Origin of the sequence: Tranquillimonas alkanivorans, from assembly GCF_900115595.1 — a bacterium.
GTDB lineage: Bacteria > Pseudomonadota > Alphaproteobacteria > Rhodobacterales > Rhodobacteraceae > Tranquillimonas > Tranquillimonas alkanivorans.
The window spans coordinates 1-18,634 of the sequence record NZ_FOXA01000047.1; the positions used below are offsets into that span (position 1 = coordinate 1).

The following is an 18,634-nucleotide window of genomic DNA, read 5'->3' on the forward strand; positions in this document are numbered from 1 at the left end:
GAGATCGAGAACACGTCCTCGATCGGCATCAGGAACGGCTGGTCGACCGGACGGTCCGGGGTCGGGATGTACTCGTCGACGGCGGCCAGAAGCTCCTTGATCTTCTCTTCGCCGATCTCCGGGTTGTTGCCCTCCATCGCGGCGAGCGCCGAGCCCGCGACGATCGGAATGTCGTCGCCCGGGAAGTCGTACGAGCTCAGCAGCTCGCGCACTTCCATCTCGACCAGCTCGAGCAGTTCCGGGTCGTCCACCTGGTCGACCTTGTTGAGGAACACGACCAGCGCCGGAACGCCGACCTGGCGGGCCAGCAGGATGTGCTCGCGCGTCTGGGGCATCGGGCCGTCGGCGGCGTTCACCACCAGGATCGCGCCGTCCATCTGGGCGGCACCGGTGATCATGTTCTTCACGTAGTCGGCGTGGCCGGGGCAGTCGACGTGGGCGTAGTGGCGCGCCTCGGTCTCGTACTCGACGTGGGCGGTCGAGATGGTGATGCCGCGGGCCTTCTCTTCCGGCGCGCCGTCGATCTGGTCGTAGGCCTGGAAGTCACCGAAGTACTTCGTGATCGCCGCGGTCAGCGTCGTCTTGCCGTGGTCGACGTGACCGATGGTCCCGATGTTAACGTGCGGTTTCGTGCGTTCGAACTTTGCCTTCGCCATGGCTTGGCTCCTTCTTTGTCGGTGCGGTGCGTGCGGGGACGCACCCTACGGGTGGGTGTAGGGTGCGCGCTGTCGCGCGCACCGATGCCTCAAGCGTACTTCGCCTGGATCTCTTCGCTGATGTTCTGCGGAACCGGCTCGTAGTGGTCGAACTGCATCGTGAACTGCGCGCGGCCCGAGGACATCGAGCGCAGGTTGTTGATGTAGCCGAACATGTTCGCCAGCGGAACGAACGCGTCGATGACGATCGCATTGCCCCGCGGCGCCTGCCCCTGGACCTGACCCCGGCGCGACGTCAGATCGCCGATGATGTTGCCGGTGTACTCTTCCGGCGTCACCACCTCGACCTTCATGATCGGCTCGAGCAGCTTCGGCTGGGCCTTGCGGATGGCTTCCCGCATGCCCATGCGCGAGGCGATCTCGAACGCCAGGACCGACGAGTCGACGTCGTGGAACTTGCCGTCCACCAGCGCGACCTTGAAGTCGATCACCGGGAAGCCGGCCAGCGGGCCCGAGTCCATGACGGACTGGATGCCCTTCTCGACGCCCGGGATGTACTCTTTCGGCACCGCACCGCCGACGATGCGGCTTTCGAACGAGTAGCCTTCGCCCGGCTCGGTCGGGGTGACGACCAGCTTGACCTCGGCGAACTGACCCGAACCACCCGACTGCTTCTTGTGAGTGTAGGTGTGCTCGATCTCGACTCCGATGGTCTCACGGTACGCCACCTGCGGCGCGCCGATGTTGGCCTCGACCTTGAACTCGCGCTTCAGGCGGTCGACCAGGATGTCGAGGTGGAGTTCGCCCATCCCCTTCATGATGGTCTGGCCCGACTCGATGTCGGTCTCGACGCGGAACGAAGGGTCCTCGGCGGCGAGGCGCTGGAGACCGGCAGACATCTTCTCCTGGTCGGCCTTCGTCTTCGGCTCGACAGCGATCTCGATCACCGGATCGGGGAAGGTCATGGTTTCCAGCACGACCTGCTTCTGCGAGTCGCAGAGCGTGTCGCCCGTGGTCGTTTCCTTCAGGCCGGCCAGCGCGATGATGTCGCCCGCGAAGGCTTCTTCGATTTCCTCGCGGTTGTTCGAGTGCATCATCATCATACGGCCGATGCGCTCGCGCTTGCCCTTGGTCGAGTTCATGACCGAGTCGCCCTTCTTCATGGTCCCGGAGTAGATCCGGGTGAAGGTGAGCGAGCCCACGAACGGGTCGTTCATGATCTTGAAGGCCAGGCCCGAGAACGGCTCGTCGTCGTTGGCGTGACGCGCGATGTTCCGGGTCTCGGTCTCGTCATCCGGCGAGAAGCCCATGTAAGGCGGCACGTCGAGCGGACCGGGCAGGTAGTCGATGACCGCGTTCAGAAGCGGCTGGACGCCCTTGTTCTTGAACGCCGAGCCGGCCAGGACCGGAACGAACGCCATCGACAGGGTGCCCTTGCGGATCAGCGAGCGGAGCGTCGGCAGATCGGGCTCTTCACCCTCGAGGTACTTTTCCATCGCCTCGTCGTCCTGCTCGACCGCGAGCTCGACGAGGTTCGAGCGGTACTCTTCCGCCTGATCCTTCATGTCGTCGCGGATCTCCTGGACGACCCAGCTCGCGCCGAGGTCTTCGCCCTTCCAGACCCACTCCTTCATCGTGACGAGATCGACGATGCCTTCCAGCTTGTCTTCGGCCCCGATGGGCAGCTGGATCGGCGCCGGGATCGCACCGGTGCGGTTCTTGATCATCTCGACGCAGTTGAAGAAGTCCGCACCGATCTTGTCCATCTTGTTGACGAACACGATGCGCGGGACCTTGTAGCGGTCGGCCTGGCGCCAGACGGTCTCGGTCTGCGGCTCGACACCGGCGTTGGCGTCAAGAACACAGATCGCGCCGTCGAGCACGGCAAGCGAACGCTCGACTTCGATGGTGAAGTCGACGTGGCCCGGGGTGTCGATGATGTTGAAGCGGAACGACGCCTCTTTCGGCGTGTCGCCGTAGATGCCGGTCGGGTTCTCGCCGTCCTCGGTGCGGAACCAGAACGTGGTCGTCGCAGCCGAGGTGATGGTGATGCCCCGCTCCTGCTCCTGCTCCATCCAGTCCATGGTCGCGGCGCCGTCGTGGACTTCGCCGATCTTGTGGGACTTGCCGGTGTAGAACAGGATGCGCTCGGTGCAGGTGGTCTTACCGGCGTCGATGTGGGCCATGATACCGAAGTTGCGGTACCGGCCGAGGGAATAGTCGCGGGGCATGAGAGAATCCTCAGGCTTGGGGTTCGATTACCAGCGGTAGTGGCTGAACGCCTTGTTGGCGTCGGCCATCTTGTGGGTGTCTTCGCGCTTCTTGACGGCGGTGCCGCGCCCCTGAACGGCGTCCGAAAGCTCACCGGCCAGACGCTCTTCCATGGTGTTCTCGTTGCGCTTCTTCGCGGCGTCGATCAGCCAGCGGATCGCCAAGGCCTCGCGGCGCTCGGGGCGCACTTCGACGGGCACCTGATAGGTGGCACCACCGACGCGGCGCGAGCGGACCTCGACCGACGGCTTGATGTTGTCGAGCGCCTCGTGGAACACCTCGACGGGCGCCTTCTTGAGGCGGCCCTCGACGCGATCGAACGCGTTGTAGACGATCTTCTCCGCGACCGACTTCTTACCGTCGACCATCAGGTTGTTCATGAACTTCGTGAGCACCCGGTCGCCATACTTGGCGTCGGGCAGGATTTCGCGCTTCTCGGCAGCGTGACGGCGGGACATCTGTCTGTATCCTCTTACTTCGGACGCTTCGCGCCGTACTTCGAGCGGCGCTGTTTACGATCCTTGACGCCCTGCGTGTCGAGCACGCCGCGCAGGATGTGGTAACGGACGCCAGGAAGGTCTTTCACCCGGCCGCCGCGGATCAGGACCACCGAGTGCTCCTGAAGGTTGTGGCTTTCACCGGGGATGTAGCTGATGACCTCGTAGCCGTTGGTCAGGCGCACCTTGGCGACCTTACGCATGGCCGAGTTCGGCTTCTTCGGCGTGGTGGTGTAGACACGCGTGCAGACGCCGCGCTTCTGCGGGCAGCTCTCGAGGTGCAGCGACTTCGAGCGTTTCACTTTAGGCTGCCGCGGCTTGCGGATCAGCTGCTGGATCGTTGGCATTCCGGTCGTATCCCCGTGTTGCAACACTTGAATTTCGGGCCCGCACGGTCGCGGACGGTGGGTGGGGCGCGCGTCCCCGGTTATCTCGTCTCACGCGCCTTGCGCGTCCGCAAAACGCAAAAACCGCATTGTTCCCGCATCCGGGGAACACGCGGCGGGTCCTCAGAGGATCGGGCCCTGCGGGGGCCGGATCATGACCACTTCGGTTCTGTAAAGGTCAGTCGGGCACACGTGCCCGGTTACCTGAGTGCGCGCCGTATAGAGGGAGTCGCGGGGGGTGTCAACACTACCCCTCCTGCGCGGTAACGCTCGCTTTACCTGACCCGAAGCCCCAGCGGTTTCGGCGGTCGCGCCACGCGGTCCCGATACAGGGTAAAGACGCCGGTGGCCACCACGATTGCGCTGCCCAGAAGGGTCAGTGTGGACGGCCATTCGCCGAAGATTGCAAGCCCCGCGACCAGCGCCACGATCAGGCCGGTGTAGCGGAAGGGCGCAACGAACCCGATCTCGCCCGAGCGCATGGCCGCGACGCTGAAAATGTAGCCGAAGAACACGAAGCCCATGGCGCCGAGAAGCTGTGCCCCGTTCTTCGCGGTGAGCGTGCCCCACTCGACGAAGGCCGACCCGATCCCGAAGCTTGCGGTCACCAGCGCCGACGCCGCGAGCGCCACCACCAGCGACGGGACATGCGCGGACATGCGCCGCGCGGCGAGGTCACGCACCGTGACGGCAGCGACGGCGGCCAGGGCATACAGGGAATAGACGTTGAACCCCTCCGCCCCCGGCCGCACGATCAGAAGGACACCGCAGAAGCCGATCAGGATCGCGGCCATCCGCCGCCAGCCGAACGCCTCGCCCAGAAACAGCGCGCCGGCAAGCGTCACCGATAGCGGCATCGCCTGAAGGATCGCCGTCGCGTTCGCGATAGGCATGTTGAACAGCGCGGTGAGGAAGAAGAACGCGGCCACCACCTCGGCCACCGAGCGCAAGACGATCAGCCCGCGGTCCCGAGGCGACAGATCGAGCCGCAAGCCCCTGCCCTGCCAGCGCATCAGCAGCGCCAGGCACAATGTCGTGCCAAGCCCGCGCAGGAACAGCGCCTGAAACAGCGGAAGCTCGTCCGACAACGCCTTCATACAGACATCGTTCAGGGTGAAGCCGGTCATGCTCCCCATCATCAGGAGCGCGCCGCGCAGGTTTGGTGTCAGGGCCGCCATGAACCGCCCATAGCAGGCGCCGCGTCAGCGCGCCATCGCCGTGAGCGCAAACGAAGCCTTGCCGGATCCCGCTTCTCGACGCCGGGCTCAAACGAAAAGGCCCCGCCGACTGTCCGGCGGGGCCCCGTTGTTTCACGTGTACCGAAGGAGGATCACTCCTCGCGGCTCTCCGGCGTCTCGACGAGCCCGCTGTCGAATTCGTCCCCGCCGAACTCCTCGACCGGGGCGGCGAGCGCCGCCGCGGCTTCGGCTTCGGCCTGCGCCGCCTTGAGCACCTTCAGGTCGCGCTCGGCCGCGATGCGGCGGACCTTCTGGGTCGCCCCGCCGGTGCCCGCCGGGATCAGGCGGCCGACGATGACGTTCTCCTTCAGGCCGACAAGCTTGTCGCGCTTGCCCTGCACCGACGCCTCGGTCAGCACGCGGGTCGTCTCCTGGAACGAGGCCGCCGAGATGAACGACCGCGTCTGCAGCGACGCCTTGGTGATGCCGAGAAGGATCGGTTCGCCCTGAGCCGGACGGCCGCCCTTGTCGATGGCCTTCTGGTTGGCCGCGTCGAACTCGGCCTTGTCCACGTGCTCGCCCTTGAGCAGCGTGGTCTCGCCGCTGTCGAGGATCTCCCACTTCTGGAGCATCTGGCGCACGATGACCTCGATGTGCTTGTCGTTGATCTTCACGCCCTGCAGACGATAGACCTCCTGCACCTCGTCGATCATGTAGTCCGCCAGAGCCTCGACACCCATGATCGACAGGATGTCGTGCGGCGCCGGGTTGCCGTCCATGATGTAGTCGCCCTTCTGGACGTAGTCGCCTTCCGCCACCGGGATGTGCTTGCCCTTGGGCACCATGTACTCGGCGGGCTCGAGGCTTTCGTCGGCGGGCACGATCGCGATCCGGCGCTTGTTCTTGTAGTCCCGCCCGAACTTCACGTAGCCGTCGATCTCGGCGATGATCGCGTGGTCCTTCGGACGACGCGCCTCGAAAAGTTCGGCCACACGCGGCAGACCACCGGTGATGTCCTTCGTCTTCGCGCCTTCACGCGGGATACGCGCCACCACGTCGCCGGCCTTGATCTGCTGGCCGTCCTCGACCGACAGGATCGCGTCCACCGACATCTGGTAGGTGACCGGGTTGCCCTGCTCGTTGCGCACGGGCTCGCCGTCGTCGCCCACGATGATGATCTCGGGCTTGAGTTCGTTGCCCTTGGGCGCCGCTCGCCAGTCCGACACGATCTTCTGGGTCATGCCGGTGGCGTCGTCGGTCTCGTCCCGGACGGAAATGCCCGAGATAAGGTCGACGAAGCGCGCGGTACCCGCCTTCTCGGCGATGATCGGCAGGGTGTAGGGGTCCCACTCGAACAGCTTGTCGCCGCGGCCGATCTCGGCCCCCTCTTCCACGAAGACCTTGGTGCCGTAGCCCAGCTTGAAGCTTGCCCGCTCCACGCCGTTCTCGTCCATGATGGCGAGCTGCATGTTACGGCCCACGACGATCTTCTCTCCCGCCGCGTTCTCGAGCAGGTTGGCGTTGCGGAACTCCGCGCGGCCTTCCTGTCCGGCTTCCTGGAACGACTGCTGGCCACCCTGGGCGACGCCGCCGATGTGGAAGGTCCGCATGGTCAGCTGCGTGCCCGGCTCGCCGATCGACTGGGCGGCGATGATGCCTACCGCCTCGCCGATGTTGACGAGCGTGCCGCGCGCAAGGTCACGGCCGTAGCACATGGCGCAGACGCCTTCCTCGGCCTCGCAGGTCAGCGGGCTGCGGATGCGGATCGTCTGCAGTGCGGCCTGCTCGATGGCGTCGGCCTTGCGCTCGTCGATGATCTCGTCCTTCGCCACGATCACCTCGTCGCCGCCGGGCGTGACGATGTCCTCGGCCGCGACGCGACCCAGCGCACGCTCGCCCAGGCTCGCGACCACCTCGCCGTCGTTGACGGCCGCTTCCATGCTGATCGCGGCCTCGGTGCCGCAGTCATGCTCGCGCACGATGCAGTCCTGCGCCACGTCCACCAGGCGGCGGGTAAGGTAGCCCGAGTTCGCCGTCTTCAGAGCGGTGTCCGACAGACCCTTCCGCGCGCCGTGGGTGGAGTTGAAGTACTCCAGCACGGTCAGGCCTTCCTTGAAGTTCGAGATGATCGGCGTCTCGATGATCTCGCCCGACGGCTTGGCCATGAGGCCCCGCATGCCGCCCAGCTGCTTCATCTGCGTGACCGAGCCCCGGGCGCCCGAGTGGGCCATCATGTAGACCGAGTTCGGCTCGTTCTCGGCACCGTTCTGGTCCTTGCCCGGGTTCGAGATGTTGGACATCATCGCCTCGGTGACCTTGTCGTTACACTTCGACCAGGCATCGACCACCTTGTTGTACTTTTCGCCCTGAGTGATCAGGCCGTCCATGTACTGCTGCTCGAAGTCCTTCACCTGCTCGCGGGTCTCTTCGACGATTCCCCACTTCTGCTCGGGGATGACCATGTCGTCCTTGCCGAAGCTGATGCCGGCGCGGAAGGCTTCGCGGAAGCCCATCGTCATGATCTGGTCGCAGAAGATGACCGACTCCTTCTGCCCGCAATAGCGGTAGACGGTGTCGATGACCTGCTGGACCTCTTTCTTCCGCAGAAGACGGTTCACCAACTCGAACGGAGCCTTGGCGTTGAGCGGAAGCAGAGCGCCCAGCCGCACGCGGCCCGGCGTCGTCTCGTACCGGCGGATGACCTCCTGGCCTTCGTCGTCGATCTGCTTGAGGCGCGCGGTGATCCGGGCGTGCATGTGCACCTCGCCCGCGTCGAGGGCGTGCTGCACCTCGTCCACGTCCGAGAACATCATGCCCTCGCCCTTCATGCCCTCACGCTCCATCGTGATGTAGTAGAGGCCGAGGATCATGTCCTGCGACGGCACGATGATGGGCGCGCCGTTGGCGGGCGACAGCACGTTGTTGGTCGACATCATCAGGACGCGCGCTTCAAGCTGCGCCTCAAGGCTCAGCGGCACGTGCACGGCCATCTGGTCGCCGTCGAAGTCGGCGTTGAAGGCCGAACAGACCAGCGGGTGAAGCTGGATCGCCTTGCCCTCGATCAGCACCGGCTCGAACGCCTGGATGCCCAGGCGGTGCAGCGTCGGCGCCCGGTTCAGCATGACCGGGTGCTCGCGGATCACCTCGTCGAGGATGTCCCAGACCTCGGGACGCTCCTTCTCGACCAGCTTCTTGGCCTGCTTCACGGTCGAGGACAGGCCCTTCGCTTCCAGCCGCGAGTAGATGAACGGCTTGAACAGCTCGAGCGCCATCTTCTTCGGCAGGCCGCACTGGTGCAGCTTCAGTTCCGGACCGGTCACGATGACCGAGCGGCCCGAAAAGTCGACCCGCTTACCCAGAAGGTTCTGACGGAACCGGCCCTGCTTGCCCTTGAGCATATCGGACAGCGACTTCAGCGGGCGCTTGTTGGCGCCGGTGATGACGCGGCCGCGGCGGCCGTTGTCGAACAGCGCGTCGACCGACTCCTGAAGCATCCGCTTTTCGTTCCGGACGATGATGTCCGGCGCGCGCAGCTCGATCAGCCGCTTGAGGCGGTTGTTCCGGTTGATCACCCGGCGATAAAGGTCGTTGAGGTCCGACGTCGCGAAGCGGCCGCCGTCCAGCGGGACCAGCGGGCGCAGTTCCGGCGGAATGACCGGGATCACGGTCATGATCATCCACTCGGGCCGGTTGCCCGACTCGAGGAACGACTCGACGATCTTGAGCCGCTTGATGATCTTCTTGGGCTTCAGCTCGCCGGTGGCTTCCTTCAGCTCCTCACGAAGGCGCTCGGCCTCGGCTTCGAGGTCGATCATCGCCAGCATCTCGCGCACGGCTTCCGCACCGATATTGGCGGTGAAGGCGTCGGCACCGTACTGGTCCTGCGCGTCGAGGTATTCTTCCTCGGTCATCATCTGGCCGTAGGACAGGTCCGTCAGACCCGGCTCGATGACGACGTAGTTCTCGAAGTAGAGCACGCGCTCGAGGTCGCGGAGCGTCATGTCCAGCATCAGGCCGATGCGGGAGGGCAGCGACTTGAGGAACCAGATGTGCGCGACGGGCGCGGCCAGCTCGATGTGGCCCATGCGCTCGCGCCGGACCTTCTGAAGCGTCACCTCGACGCCGCACTTCTCGCAGACGACGCCGCGATACTTCATGCGCTTGTATTTGCCGCACAGGCACTCGTAGTCCTTGATCGGACCGAAAATGCGCGCGCAGAACAGGCCGTCCCGCTCGGGCTTGAACGTGCGGTAGTTGATGGTTTCCGGCTTCTTGATCTCGCCGAAGGACCACGAGAGGATCCGCTCCGGGCTCGCCAGAGAGACCTTGATCTCGTCGAAGGTCTTCTGCGACGCCAGCGGGTTGAACGGGTTCTGGGTCAGTTCCTGGTTCATGTCTCAATCCTTGAAGAAGGCGGGGAGGAAGGCGGCCCGGTCCGTCTGGACCGGGCCCGGATGTCGACGATCCGTGCGCCTTATTCGTCCTCCTCCGCGTCCAGGAGTTCCATGTTGAGGCCGAGGCCGCGGACTTCCTTCACGAGCACGTTGAAGCTCTCGGGAACGCCCGCTTCGAAATTGTCCTCGCCCTTCACGATGCTCTCGTAGACCTTGGTCCGGCCGGCCACGTCGTCCGACTTGACCGTCAGCATCTCCTGCAGGGTGTAGGCTGCGCCGTACGCTTCCAGCGCCCAGACCTCCATCTCGCCGAAGCGCTGACCGCCGAACTGCGCCTTGCCGCCCAGGGGCTGCTGCGTGACCAGGCTGTAGGGGCCGGTCGAGCGCGCGTGGATCTTGTCGTCCACCAGGTGGTGCAGTTTCAGCAGGTATTTGATGCCCACGGTCACCGGACGGCTGAACGGCTCACCCGTGCGGCCATCGAACAGGCGCGACTGGCCCGACTCGTTGAAACCGGCACGCCTGAGCGCGTCGTTCACGTCGGGCTCCTTCGCCCCGTCGAAGACCGGCGTTGCGATCGGAACGCCGCGCACGACGTTGCCCGCCGCCTCGACCAGGCGTGCGTCGTCCATGCCTTCGATGCCCTCTTCGTAGACATCGTCGCCATAAGCCAGGCGCATCGCCTCCTTCACCGGCGTCAGGTCGCCCGAGCGGCGATAGTCCTGCAGAGCCTCGTCGATGTGCAGGCCCAGACCGCGCGCGGCCCAGCCCATGTGCGTCTCGAGGATCTGGCCGACGTTCATCCGCGACGGCACGCCCAGCGGGTTGAGAACGAAGTCGACCGGCGTGCCGTCCTCGAGGAACGGCATGTCCTCCATCGGGACCACCTTCGAGATCACGCCCTTGTTGCCGTGACGGCCGGCCATCTTGTCGCCCGGCTGCAGCTTGCGCTTCACCGCGACGAAGACCTTGACCATCTTCATGACGCCCGGCGGCAGGTCGTCGCCCCGGCGCACCTTCTCGACCTTGTCCTCGAAGCGGTGCTCGAGCGCGCGCTTCTGCGCCTCGAACTGCGCGTTCAGCGCCTCGACCTGGGCGGCCTCTTCCTCTTCGCCGAGGGCGAGCTGCCACCACTGGCCGCGGCTCAGCGTGTCCAGCAGCTCCTCGGTGATCTCGGTGCCGGCCTTGACGCCCTTCGGACCCTTCACCGCGGTCTTGCCGAGGATCATGGCCTTCAGACGCTGATAGATGTTGCGCTCGAGGATGTGGAGCTCGTCGTCCCGGTCACGGGCCAGACGCTCGACCTCTTCACGCTCGATCTGCAGCGCACGCTCGTCCTTCTCGACGCCGTGACGATTGAAGACGCGGACCTCGACGACGGTGCCGTAGTCGCCCGGCGGCAGCCGGAGCGAGGTGTCGCGCACGTCGCTGGCCTTTTCGCCGAAGATGGCGCGGAGCAGTTTCTCCTCCGGCGTCATCGGGCTTTCGCCCTTCGGCGTGATCTTGCCCACGAGGATGTCGGCGGGGCCGACTTCCGCCCCGATATAGACGATCCCCGCCTCGTCGAGGTTGCGCAGGGCTTCCTCGCCGACGTTGGGGATGTCGCGGGTGATCTCCTCGGGCCCGAGCTTGGTGTCGCGGGCGGCGACCTCGAACTCCTCGATGTGGATCGAGGTGAAGACGTCGTCGCGCACGATGCGCTCCGAGATCAGGATCGAGTCCTCGTAGTTGTAGCCGTTCCACGGCATGAACGCGACGACCACGTTCTTGCCGAGAGCGAGCTCACCGATATCGGTCGAGGGACCGTCGGCGACGACTTCGTTCTTGCCCACGGTGTCGCCCACCTTCACCAGCGGACGCTGGTTGATGCAGGTGTTCTGGTTCGACCGCTGGAACTTGCGCAGGCGATAGATGTCGACGCCGGGATCGCCCGGCTCCAGATCCTCGGTTGCGCGCACGACGATCCGGGTGGCGTCCACCTGGTCGATCACGCCCGCGCGGCGCGCCATGATCGCGGCGCCCGAGTCCTGCGCCACCTTGCCCTCGATGCCGGTGCCGACGAGCGGCGCCTCGGCCTGGAGAAGCGGGACGGCCTGACGCTGCATGTTCGAGCCCATCAGCGCCCGGTTCGCGTCGTCGTTCTCAAGGAACGGGATCAGCGAAGCGGCGACAGACACCAGCTGCTTGGGCGACACGTCGATGAGGTCGACCGACTCGTTCGGCGCCAGCGTGTATTCACCCGACTGGCGGGTGTTCACGAGGTCGTTGATGAACCGGTTGTTCTCGTCGAGGTTCGCGTTCGCCTGGGCGACCGTGTGGCGCATCTCTTCGGTGGCGGACATGTAGTGAACCTCGTCGGTCACCTGTCCTTCCTTCACCACGCGGTACGGCGTCTCGATGAAGCCGTACTTGTTCACGCGCGCGAAGGTCGCCAGCGAGTTGATCAGGCCGATGTTCGGCCCTTCCGGCGTCTCGATCGGGCACATCCGGCCATAGTGGGTCGGGTGAACGTCGCGCACCTCGAAGCCGGCACGCTCACGCGTCAGACCGCCGGGCCCGAGCGCCGAGAGACGACGCTTGTGCGTCACTTCCGACAGCGGGTTGGTCTGGTCCATGAACTGCGACAGCTGCGACGAGCCGAAAAATTCGCGCACCGCGGCCGCCGCGGGCTTCGCGTTGATCAGGTCCTGCGGCATGACCGTGTCGATCTCGACCGACGACATGCGCTCCTTGATCGCGCGCTCCATCCGCAGAAGGCCGACGCGGTACTGGTTCTCCATCAGCTCGCCGACCGAGCGCACCCGGCGGTTGCCCAGGTGGTCGATGTCGTCGATCTCGCCCCGGCCGTCACGCAGTTCGACCAGCGCCTTGATGCAGGCGACGATGTCCTCGCGGCGCAGGGTGCGCTGCGTGTCCTCGGCGTCGAGGTTGAGGCGCATGTTCATCTTCACGCGGCCCACGGCCGACAGGTCGTAGCGCTCGGCGTCGAAGAACAGCGTGTCGAACAGGGCCGACGCGGCCTCGACGGTGGGCGGCTCGCCCGGGCGCATGACGCGATAGATGTCCATGAGCGCGCTGTCGCGGTCCATGTTCTTGTCCATCGCCATCGTGTTGCGCATGTACGGCCCGACGGTGACGTTATCGATGTCCAGGACCGGAACGTCGGTGATACCGGCGTCCATCAGCTCCTTGAGCGTGCCGCCGGTGACTTCGCCGTCCTTGTCGGTCTCCCAGGTCAGCTCGTCGCCGGCCTCGACGAAGATCGCCCCGGTCTCTTCGTCGATGATGTCGCGCGCGACGTAGCGGCCGACGATCTGGTCGAACGGTACCAGCAGATGCGTGACCGAGCCCTCGTCCTTCAGCTTCTTGACGGTGCGCGGGGTAACCTTCTCGCCGGCCTTGGCGATGACCTCGCCGGTATCGGCGTCGACCAGGTCGAAGCCCGGGCGCGTGCCGCGGACGCGGTCGGGGAAGAACCTGGTGACCCAGCCCTTGTTCCGCTCGAGCTTGTAGTCGACCGTGTCATAGTAGGCATCCATGATGGATTCCTGGTCGAGCCCCAGCGCATAAAGCAGCGTCGTCACCGGCAGCTTCCGGCGACGGTCGATGCGGGAATAGACGATGTCCTTGGCGTCGAACTCGAAGTCGAGCCAGGAGCCCCGGTACGGGATGATGCGGCAGGCGAACAGCAGCTTGCCCGACGAGTGGGTCTTGCCCTTGTCGTGGTCGAAGAACACGCCCGGCGAACGGTGCATCTGGGAAACGATGACGCGCTCGGTGCCGTTGACGATAAAGGTGCCATTCGGGGTCATGAGCGGCATGTCGCCCATGAACACGTCCTGCTCCTTGATGTCCTTCACGGACTTGGCGCCGGTGTCCTCGTCGACGTCGAACACGATGAGACGCAGGGTGACCTTCAGCGGCGCGCTGTAGGTCATGTCGCGCTGCTGGCATTCCTCCACGTCGTACTTGGGTTTTTCGAGTTCGTACTTCACGAACTCGAGGACGGCCGTCTCGTTGAAGTCCTTGATCGGGAAGACGGACTGGAACACGCCCTTGATGCCTTCGCCGTCCTGCGGGTCGGGCTGGTCACCGGAGTTCAGGAAGAGGTCGTAGGAGGACTTCTGAACCTCGATGAGATTCGGCATTTCCAGCACTTCGCGGATTTTGCCGTAGTATTTGCGGAGTCGTTTCTGGCCGAGATAGGTCGAAGCCATGCGCCTGATCACCTTTCATCGTTCGCAAGCGTGCCGATCCGCCGGGGCCACGGCGGCGCGCTCTCGAAACAGGGGGTTCCGGGTCCATACCTGGCGACCTTCCCACCGGCCGCCGCCCGATCCGGAACCGCGCCCTGGGAAACCCCTTCGCGAAGGGGTTCGCCAAGACGCGGAAGGCTGGCACCGAATCGCGTTCGGTGCCAGCCGCCGTTATTAGCCGCGGGCCGAAGCCCGCGTCCAATCACTTGAGCTCGACTTCGGCGCCAGCCGCCTCGAGCTTGCCTTTGATCTCCTCGGCCTCTTCCTTGGAGACGCCTTCCTTGACGGCTTTGCCGCCAGCTTCGACGAGCTCCTTGGCTTCTTTCAGGCCAAGACCGGTGATGCCGCGAACTTCCTTGATCACGTTGATCTTCTGGGCGCCAGCGGCCTTCAGGATCACGTCGAACTCGGTCTGCTCTTCGGCAGCTTCGCCACCGGCGTCACCGGCGGGGCCGGCCATCATGACCGCGCCACCAGCGGCGGGCTCGATGCCGTACTCGTCTTTCAGGATGGTTTTGAGTTCCTGGGCTTCGAGAAGCGTCAGGCCCACGATCTCTTCGGCAAGTTTCTTCAGATCAGCCATATCTCTGTTCCGTTCTTAGATGTGTTCCAACGTCGGGCGTTCAACCCTACGCGGGGTCTCAAGCGGCTTCCGCGCGCTCTTCGATTGTCGAAAGGATGCTCGCGATGTTCGAAGCAGGTGCGCCAATGGCACCGGCGATGTTGCTGGCGGGTGCGCCGATCATGCCCGCGATCTGAGCCAGAAGCTCTTCGCGCGAAGGCATCTCGGACACGGCCTTGACACCGGCTCGGTCCAGGACCGTCTCGCCCATGGCGCCGCCGACAATCTCGAACTTCGAGTTGTCCTTGGCGAACCCTTCCGCGACCTTGGCTGCCGCCACGGGGTCCTCGGAATAGGAAAGAACGGTCATGCCCGTGAGATAGTCGGCCATCTGTGCTTGCGGCCGGCCCTCGAGGGCGATCTTGGCGAGCCTGTTCTTGGCAACGCGAACGGAGCCACCCGCGTCACGCATGCGTGCGCGGAGGTCCTGCATCTCGGCAACCGTGAGACCCGTGTAGTGGGCAACCACCACGACGCCAGAGCTTTCGAAGATCTGGCCGAGTTCCTCGACCACTTTCTCTTTCTGAGCTCTATCCACAGTTTCACTCCAAGTTTGGAGGGGCATGCCCCTCCGGCTCTCGTTTGCCGGGCAAGCCCGGCGTTCGGGTCCGTTTCAGGGTCCCGAGGTCAAGATCGCCCGAAGGCCGCGGCCTTCGATTTCTTGTCTCGTTCCCCATCTCGGGAAGGAATTACAGGGGCTTGCGCCTCAACCCTCCGTCTCGGACAGGACGGGGCCTCGCGGCCCCGCCATTCGCCGCCCGGGGACGGCAAATCTAATGTGCCTCAGGCGTTGCCCGTGGCGGACGTGATGTCGACGCTCACGCCGGGGCCCATCGTCGAGGTCAGGCTGACCTTCTGAAGATAGGCACCCTTGGCGCCGGCCGGCTTCGCCTTCGAAACGGCGTCCACGAAGGCGCGCACGTTCTCGATCAGCTTGTCCGCGTCGAACGAGGCCTTGCCGACGCCGGCATGCACGACACCGGCCTTCTCGGCCTTGAACTGCACCTGGCCGGCCTTCGCCGACTTGACGGCATCCGCCACGTCCATCGTCACCGTGCCGACCTTCGGGTTCGGCATCAGGTTGCGCGGGCCAAGGATTTTGCCCAAGCGGCCGACGACCGGCATCATGTCGGGCGTCGCAATGCAACGATCGAAGTTGATGTTGCCGCCCTGGATCTGCTCCATCAGGTCCTCGGCGCCCACGATGTCGGCCCCGGCGGCCTGCGCCTCGTCGGCCTTCGCGCCACGGGCGAAGACGGCGACCCGGACGGTCTTGCCGGTGCCGTTGGGCAGGTTCACCGTGCCGCGGACCATCTGGTCGGCATGGCGCGGGTCGACGCCCAGGTTCATCGCGATCTCGATGGTCTCGTCGAACTTCGCCTTGGCGTTCGACTTGATCAGCGCGACGGCGTCCTCGACCGACAGGTTTTCCTTGCCGGCGAAGGCTTCGCGGGCGGCGCGGGTGCGTTTACCAAGCTTCGCCATCACTTCACCTCGATGCCCATGGACTTCGCCGAGCCCAGAATGATCTTCATGGCGCTCTCGACGTCCGCCGCGTTGAGGTCCTTCATCTTGGCCTCGGCGATCTCGCGCACCTGCTTGGCGGTGACGGTGGCGACCGTCTCGCGACCCGGGGTGGTGGCACCCTTCGGGCGGTTCCGCTTGCCCACCGGCTTCAGACCGGCCGCCTTCTTCAGGTAGTAAGACGCCGGCGGCGTCTTGATGTCCATCGTGAAGGACTTGTCCTGATAGTAGGTGATCACGGTCGGGCACGGGGCGCCCTGCTCCATGTCCTGCGTCTTGGCGTTAAACGCCTTGCAGAACTCCATGATGTTGATGCCGCGCTGACCCAGCGCAGGACCAACCGGCGGAGACGGGTTCGCCTGCCCCGCCTTGATCTGCAGCTTCATGCTGCCGACTTTTTTCTTGGCCATCGGGCCTCTCCTTCGCTCAACACCGTCCGGGCGCGCCCGTCCGGCTTACGTTGCCGTGGTCCGGTCCGGCGGCCGCGGCCGCCTCGCCTTCCACGTCTCACACTCAGGCGCCTTTCGACACCTGCGTGTATTCCAGTTCGACCGGGGTGGCACGGCCGAAGATCGACACCGTCACCTTCAGGCGCTGGTTGTCCTCGTCCACGTCCTCGACCATGCCCTCGAAGCCTTCGAACGGGCCGTCGGTGACGCTCACCTTCTCGCCCACGTCGAACGAGATCAGCGTGCGCGGCTGCTCTTCGCCCTCCTGGACGCGGTTGAGGATCTGGTTCACCTCGGCGTCGCGCATCGGCATCGGCCTGCCCTGCGGACCGAGGAAGCCGGTGACGCGGTTGATCGAGTTGATCAGGTGATAGCCCTGATCCGACATCTGCATGTGCACCAGCACGTAGCCCGGCATGAAGCGACGCTCGGTCGTCACCTTCTTGCCGCGGCGGACCTCGATCACCTCTTCGGTGGGAACCAGAACCTCGCCGATCTCTTCCTCAAGGCTGGCGTCGCTGACCGCCTGACGAATCTGCTCGGCAACCTTCTTCTCGAAGTTCGAGAGAACGCTCACCGAATACCACCGTTTCGCCATGCCAGCCTCTGCCCTTGCATCCCACCGGCACGAGGCCGGAAAACTCTCAATTGTCAGTCTGTTGCGACCGCTCTCCCCAACGAAAAGCGGCGTGCCGCACGAATCGAAGCACGCCTTTCGAGGAAGTGGCGTTCCGCTTATCCCCCTTGCGCCCCGAGATCAAGGGGCGCGGCGCGCCTTCAGCCGAAGAACTCCAGCAGTCCCTGCAGGCCCGTGCGGATGATCAGGTCGACGATGAAGAAGAAGATCGCGGTCAGCGTGGCCATGATCAGGACCATGACGGTCGTCAACGCCACCTCGCGCCGGGTCGGCCAGACCACTTTCGCGATCTCGGCGCGTACCTGCTGAATGAACTGAAGCGGGTTGGTCTTGGTGGCCATGCAAAGCATCCTTCGTCGTCGCCCGCCGCAGATACGGGGCGCGGGCGGAAGTTTCAAGCGGCGCCGAGAACTCGGTGTCCGGGCGCACTGGCGCGCTGTCCGGAAGCGGCCTGGCAGGGGCAGAGGGACTCGAACCCACGACCCTCGGTTTTGGAGACCGATGCTCTACCAACTGAGCTATACCCCTAAGGCCGGGTGCGGGAGTACGGCACGCGCGGGCGGGGGTCAAGCGGCAATCTCGGCCTTGGCGCACACGGAACATCACGTCAGCGCAGTCGTTGTCCGGCTAAGCGAAATTCAGCAGACGACGAAGGAGACCGCCATGGCGATGAACAGCCTCAAGGACGTCTATATCGACCAGCTGCAGGACCTCTATAGCGCCTGCCGGCAGTCGCTGGAATGCACGACGAAGCTGGGCGAGGCCGCCAAGGACGAGGAGCTTGGCCGCGCGCTCAAGGACGGCGCGACCGGAATCGCGGACGGCATGGACAAGATCGCCACCATCTGCGGCGAGCACGGCGTCGACCCGACCGGCGAGCACTGCAAGGGCATGGAGGGGCTGGTCAAGGAAGCCAAGCTTCACGCGTTGGAGGAAGACTACGGCGACGACGACGTGCGCGACGCGATGATCATCTCGCAGTACCAGCGCATGGTGCACTACGCCATCGCCGGCTATGGCACGGTCGTGGCCTTTGCCAACCGGCTGGGCCTCGACAGCGACGCGGACGCGCTCAAGACCAACCTCGAAGAGACGAAGGAGGGCGACGTTCGCATGAACAAGATCGCCCAGGGGGGCGTCAACGAACGCGCCGCCTGAACCACCCCTCATGATCCGAGAAAGGCCCGGCGGCAGCCGGGCCTTTTCGTTCTGGACCAAACCCCAGCGCCAACCGCGCAAAAAAAACGGGGCCCGAGGGCCCCGTCTCCGAAGTCAAAGCCGTTGGCTCGGGATCACTCGATGATCTTCGAGACGACGCCGGCGCCGACGGTTCGGCCGCCTTCGCGGATGGCGAAGCGCAGCTTTTCTTCCATCGCGATCGGGGCGATCAGCTCGACCGAGAACGACACGTTGTCGCCCGGCATCACCATCTCGGTGCCCTCGGCCAGCGTCACCGTCCCGGTCACGTCCGTCGTGCGGAAGTAGAACTGCGGGCGGTAGTTGGCGAAGAACGGCGTGTGACGGCCCCCCTCTTCCTTGGTCAGGATGTACGCCTCGGCCTCGAACTTGGTATGCGGGGTCACCGAGCCCGGCTTGCAGAGCACCTGGCCCCGCTCGACGCCGTCACGGTCGACGCCGCGCAGCAGCGCGCCGATGTTGTCGCCGGCTTCACCGCGGTCGAGCAGCTTGCGGAACATCTCGACGCCCGTGCAGGTCGTCTTCTTGGTGTCGCGGATGCCGACGATCTCGATCTCGTCGCCCACG

At 65.0% G+C, this 18,634-nt stretch carries 15 protein-coding genes and 1 tRNA gene; 1 reads left to right on the forward strand and 15 read right to left on the reverse strand.

Annotated elements, in window-relative coordinates:
* The 14 genes from BM162_RS21225 to BM162_RS21290 form a co-directional block, all read right to left on the reverse strand.
* Positions 1-656 (reverse strand): GTP-binding protein (locus BM162_RS21225; RefSeq protein ID WP_143096277.1); only part of this gene is annotated, 656 nt, incomplete at its 3' end.
* A gap of 89 nt (positions 657-745) precedes the next feature.
* Positions 746-2,887: an elongation factor G gene (gene fusA / locus BM162_RS21230; protein WP_093425758.1), complete on the reverse strand. Its 2,142-nt coding sequence runs from the start codon at positions 2,885-2,887 to the stop codon at positions 746-748.
* A gap of 27 nt (positions 2,888-2,914) precedes the next feature.
* The gene (rpsG, locus tag BM162_RS21235) at positions 2,915-3,385 is read right to left on the reverse strand and encodes a 30S ribosomal protein S7 (RefSeq protein WP_093425760.1); all 471 of its coding nucleotides are present in this window, start codon (positions 3,383-3,385) and stop codon (positions 2,915-2,917) included.
* Between the two features lie 14 nt (positions 3,386-3,399).
* Complete coding sequence (gene rpsL / locus BM162_RS21240) at positions 3,400-3,771, reverse strand: 30S ribosomal protein S12 (RefSeq protein WP_093425762.1); 372 nt, start codon at positions 3,769-3,771, stop codon at positions 3,400-3,402.
* A 314-nt stretch (positions 3,772-4,085) separates the two neighbouring features.
* Positions 4,086-4,988: a DMT family transporter gene (locus tag BM162_RS21245; protein WP_093425764.1), complete on the reverse strand. Its 903-nt coding sequence runs from the start codon at positions 4,986-4,988 to the stop codon at positions 4,086-4,088.
* A 152-nt stretch (positions 4,989-5,140) separates the two neighbouring features.
* Positions 5,141-9,382, reverse strand: a complete 4,242-nt coding sequence (gene rpoC / locus BM162_RS21250) for a DNA-directed RNA polymerase subunit beta' (protein WP_093425766.1) — start codon at positions 9,380-9,382, stop codon at positions 5,141-5,143.
* Positions 9,383-9,462: 80 nt separating this feature from the next.
* Entirely contained in the window at positions 9,463-13,599 is a 4,137-nt protein-coding gene (gene rpoB, locus BM162_RS21255) for a DNA-directed RNA polymerase subunit beta (protein ID WP_093425768.1), read from the reverse strand.
* 241 nt (positions 13,600-13,840) lie between these two features.
* Entirely contained in the window at positions 13,841-14,221 is a 381-nt protein-coding gene (rplL, locus tag BM162_RS21260) for a 50S ribosomal protein L7/L12 (RefSeq protein WP_093425770.1), read from the reverse strand.
* Between the two features lie 58 nt (positions 14,222-14,279).
* Positions 14,280-14,798 (reverse strand): 50S ribosomal protein L10, encoded by a 519-nt coding sequence (gene rplJ, locus BM162_RS21265; protein ID WP_093425772.1) that lies wholly within the window; start codon positions 14,796-14,798, stop codon positions 14,280-14,282.
* 245 nt (positions 14,799-15,043) lie between these two features.
* Positions 15,044-15,745 (reverse strand): 50S ribosomal protein L1, encoded by a 702-nt coding sequence (gene rplA / locus BM162_RS21270; protein ID WP_093425774.1) that lies wholly within the window; start codon positions 15,743-15,745, stop codon positions 15,044-15,046.
* Positions 15,745-16,194 carry a 50S ribosomal protein L11 gene (gene rplK / locus BM162_RS21275; RefSeq protein ID WP_093425776.1) on the reverse strand — a complete coding sequence of 150 codons (450 nt, stop codon included), beginning with the start codon at positions 16,192-16,194 and terminating at the stop codon, positions 15,745-15,747. Before rplK ends, rplA begins: the two co-directional genes overlap by 1 nt.
* 103 nt (positions 16,195-16,297) lie before the next feature.
* A complete protein-coding gene (nusG, locus tag BM162_RS21280; protein WP_093425778.1) occupies positions 16,298-16,831 on the reverse strand; it encodes a transcription termination/antitermination protein NusG in 534 nt (177 codons plus the stop codon).
* Positions 16,832-17,010: 179 nt separating this feature from the next.
* Positions 17,011-17,211 carry a preprotein translocase subunit SecE gene (gene secE / locus BM162_RS21285; protein ID WP_093425780.1) on the reverse strand — a complete coding sequence of 67 codons (201 nt, stop codon included), beginning with the start codon at positions 17,209-17,211 and terminating at the stop codon, positions 17,011-17,013.
* Between the two features lie 111 nt (positions 17,212-17,322).
* Positions 17,323-17,398: transfer RNA gene (locus BM162_RS21290), tRNA-Trp, on the reverse strand.
* A 135-nt stretch (positions 17,399-17,533) separates the two neighbouring features.
* Here BM162_RS21290 and BM162_RS21295 point away from each other — a divergent pair.
* Positions 17,534-18,028 (forward strand): ferritin-like domain-containing protein, encoded by a 495-nt coding sequence (locus tag BM162_RS21295; protein ID WP_177215326.1) that lies wholly within the window; start codon positions 17,534-17,536, stop codon positions 18,026-18,028.
* A gap of 134 nt (positions 18,029-18,162) precedes the next feature.
* Here the strand turns inward: BM162_RS21295 and BM162_RS21300 are convergent.
* Positions 18,163-18,634, reverse strand: a 472-nt coding sequence (locus BM162_RS21300; protein ID WP_245759275.1) for an EF-Tu C-terminal domain-related protein, incomplete at its 5' end; no start/stop codon positions are given.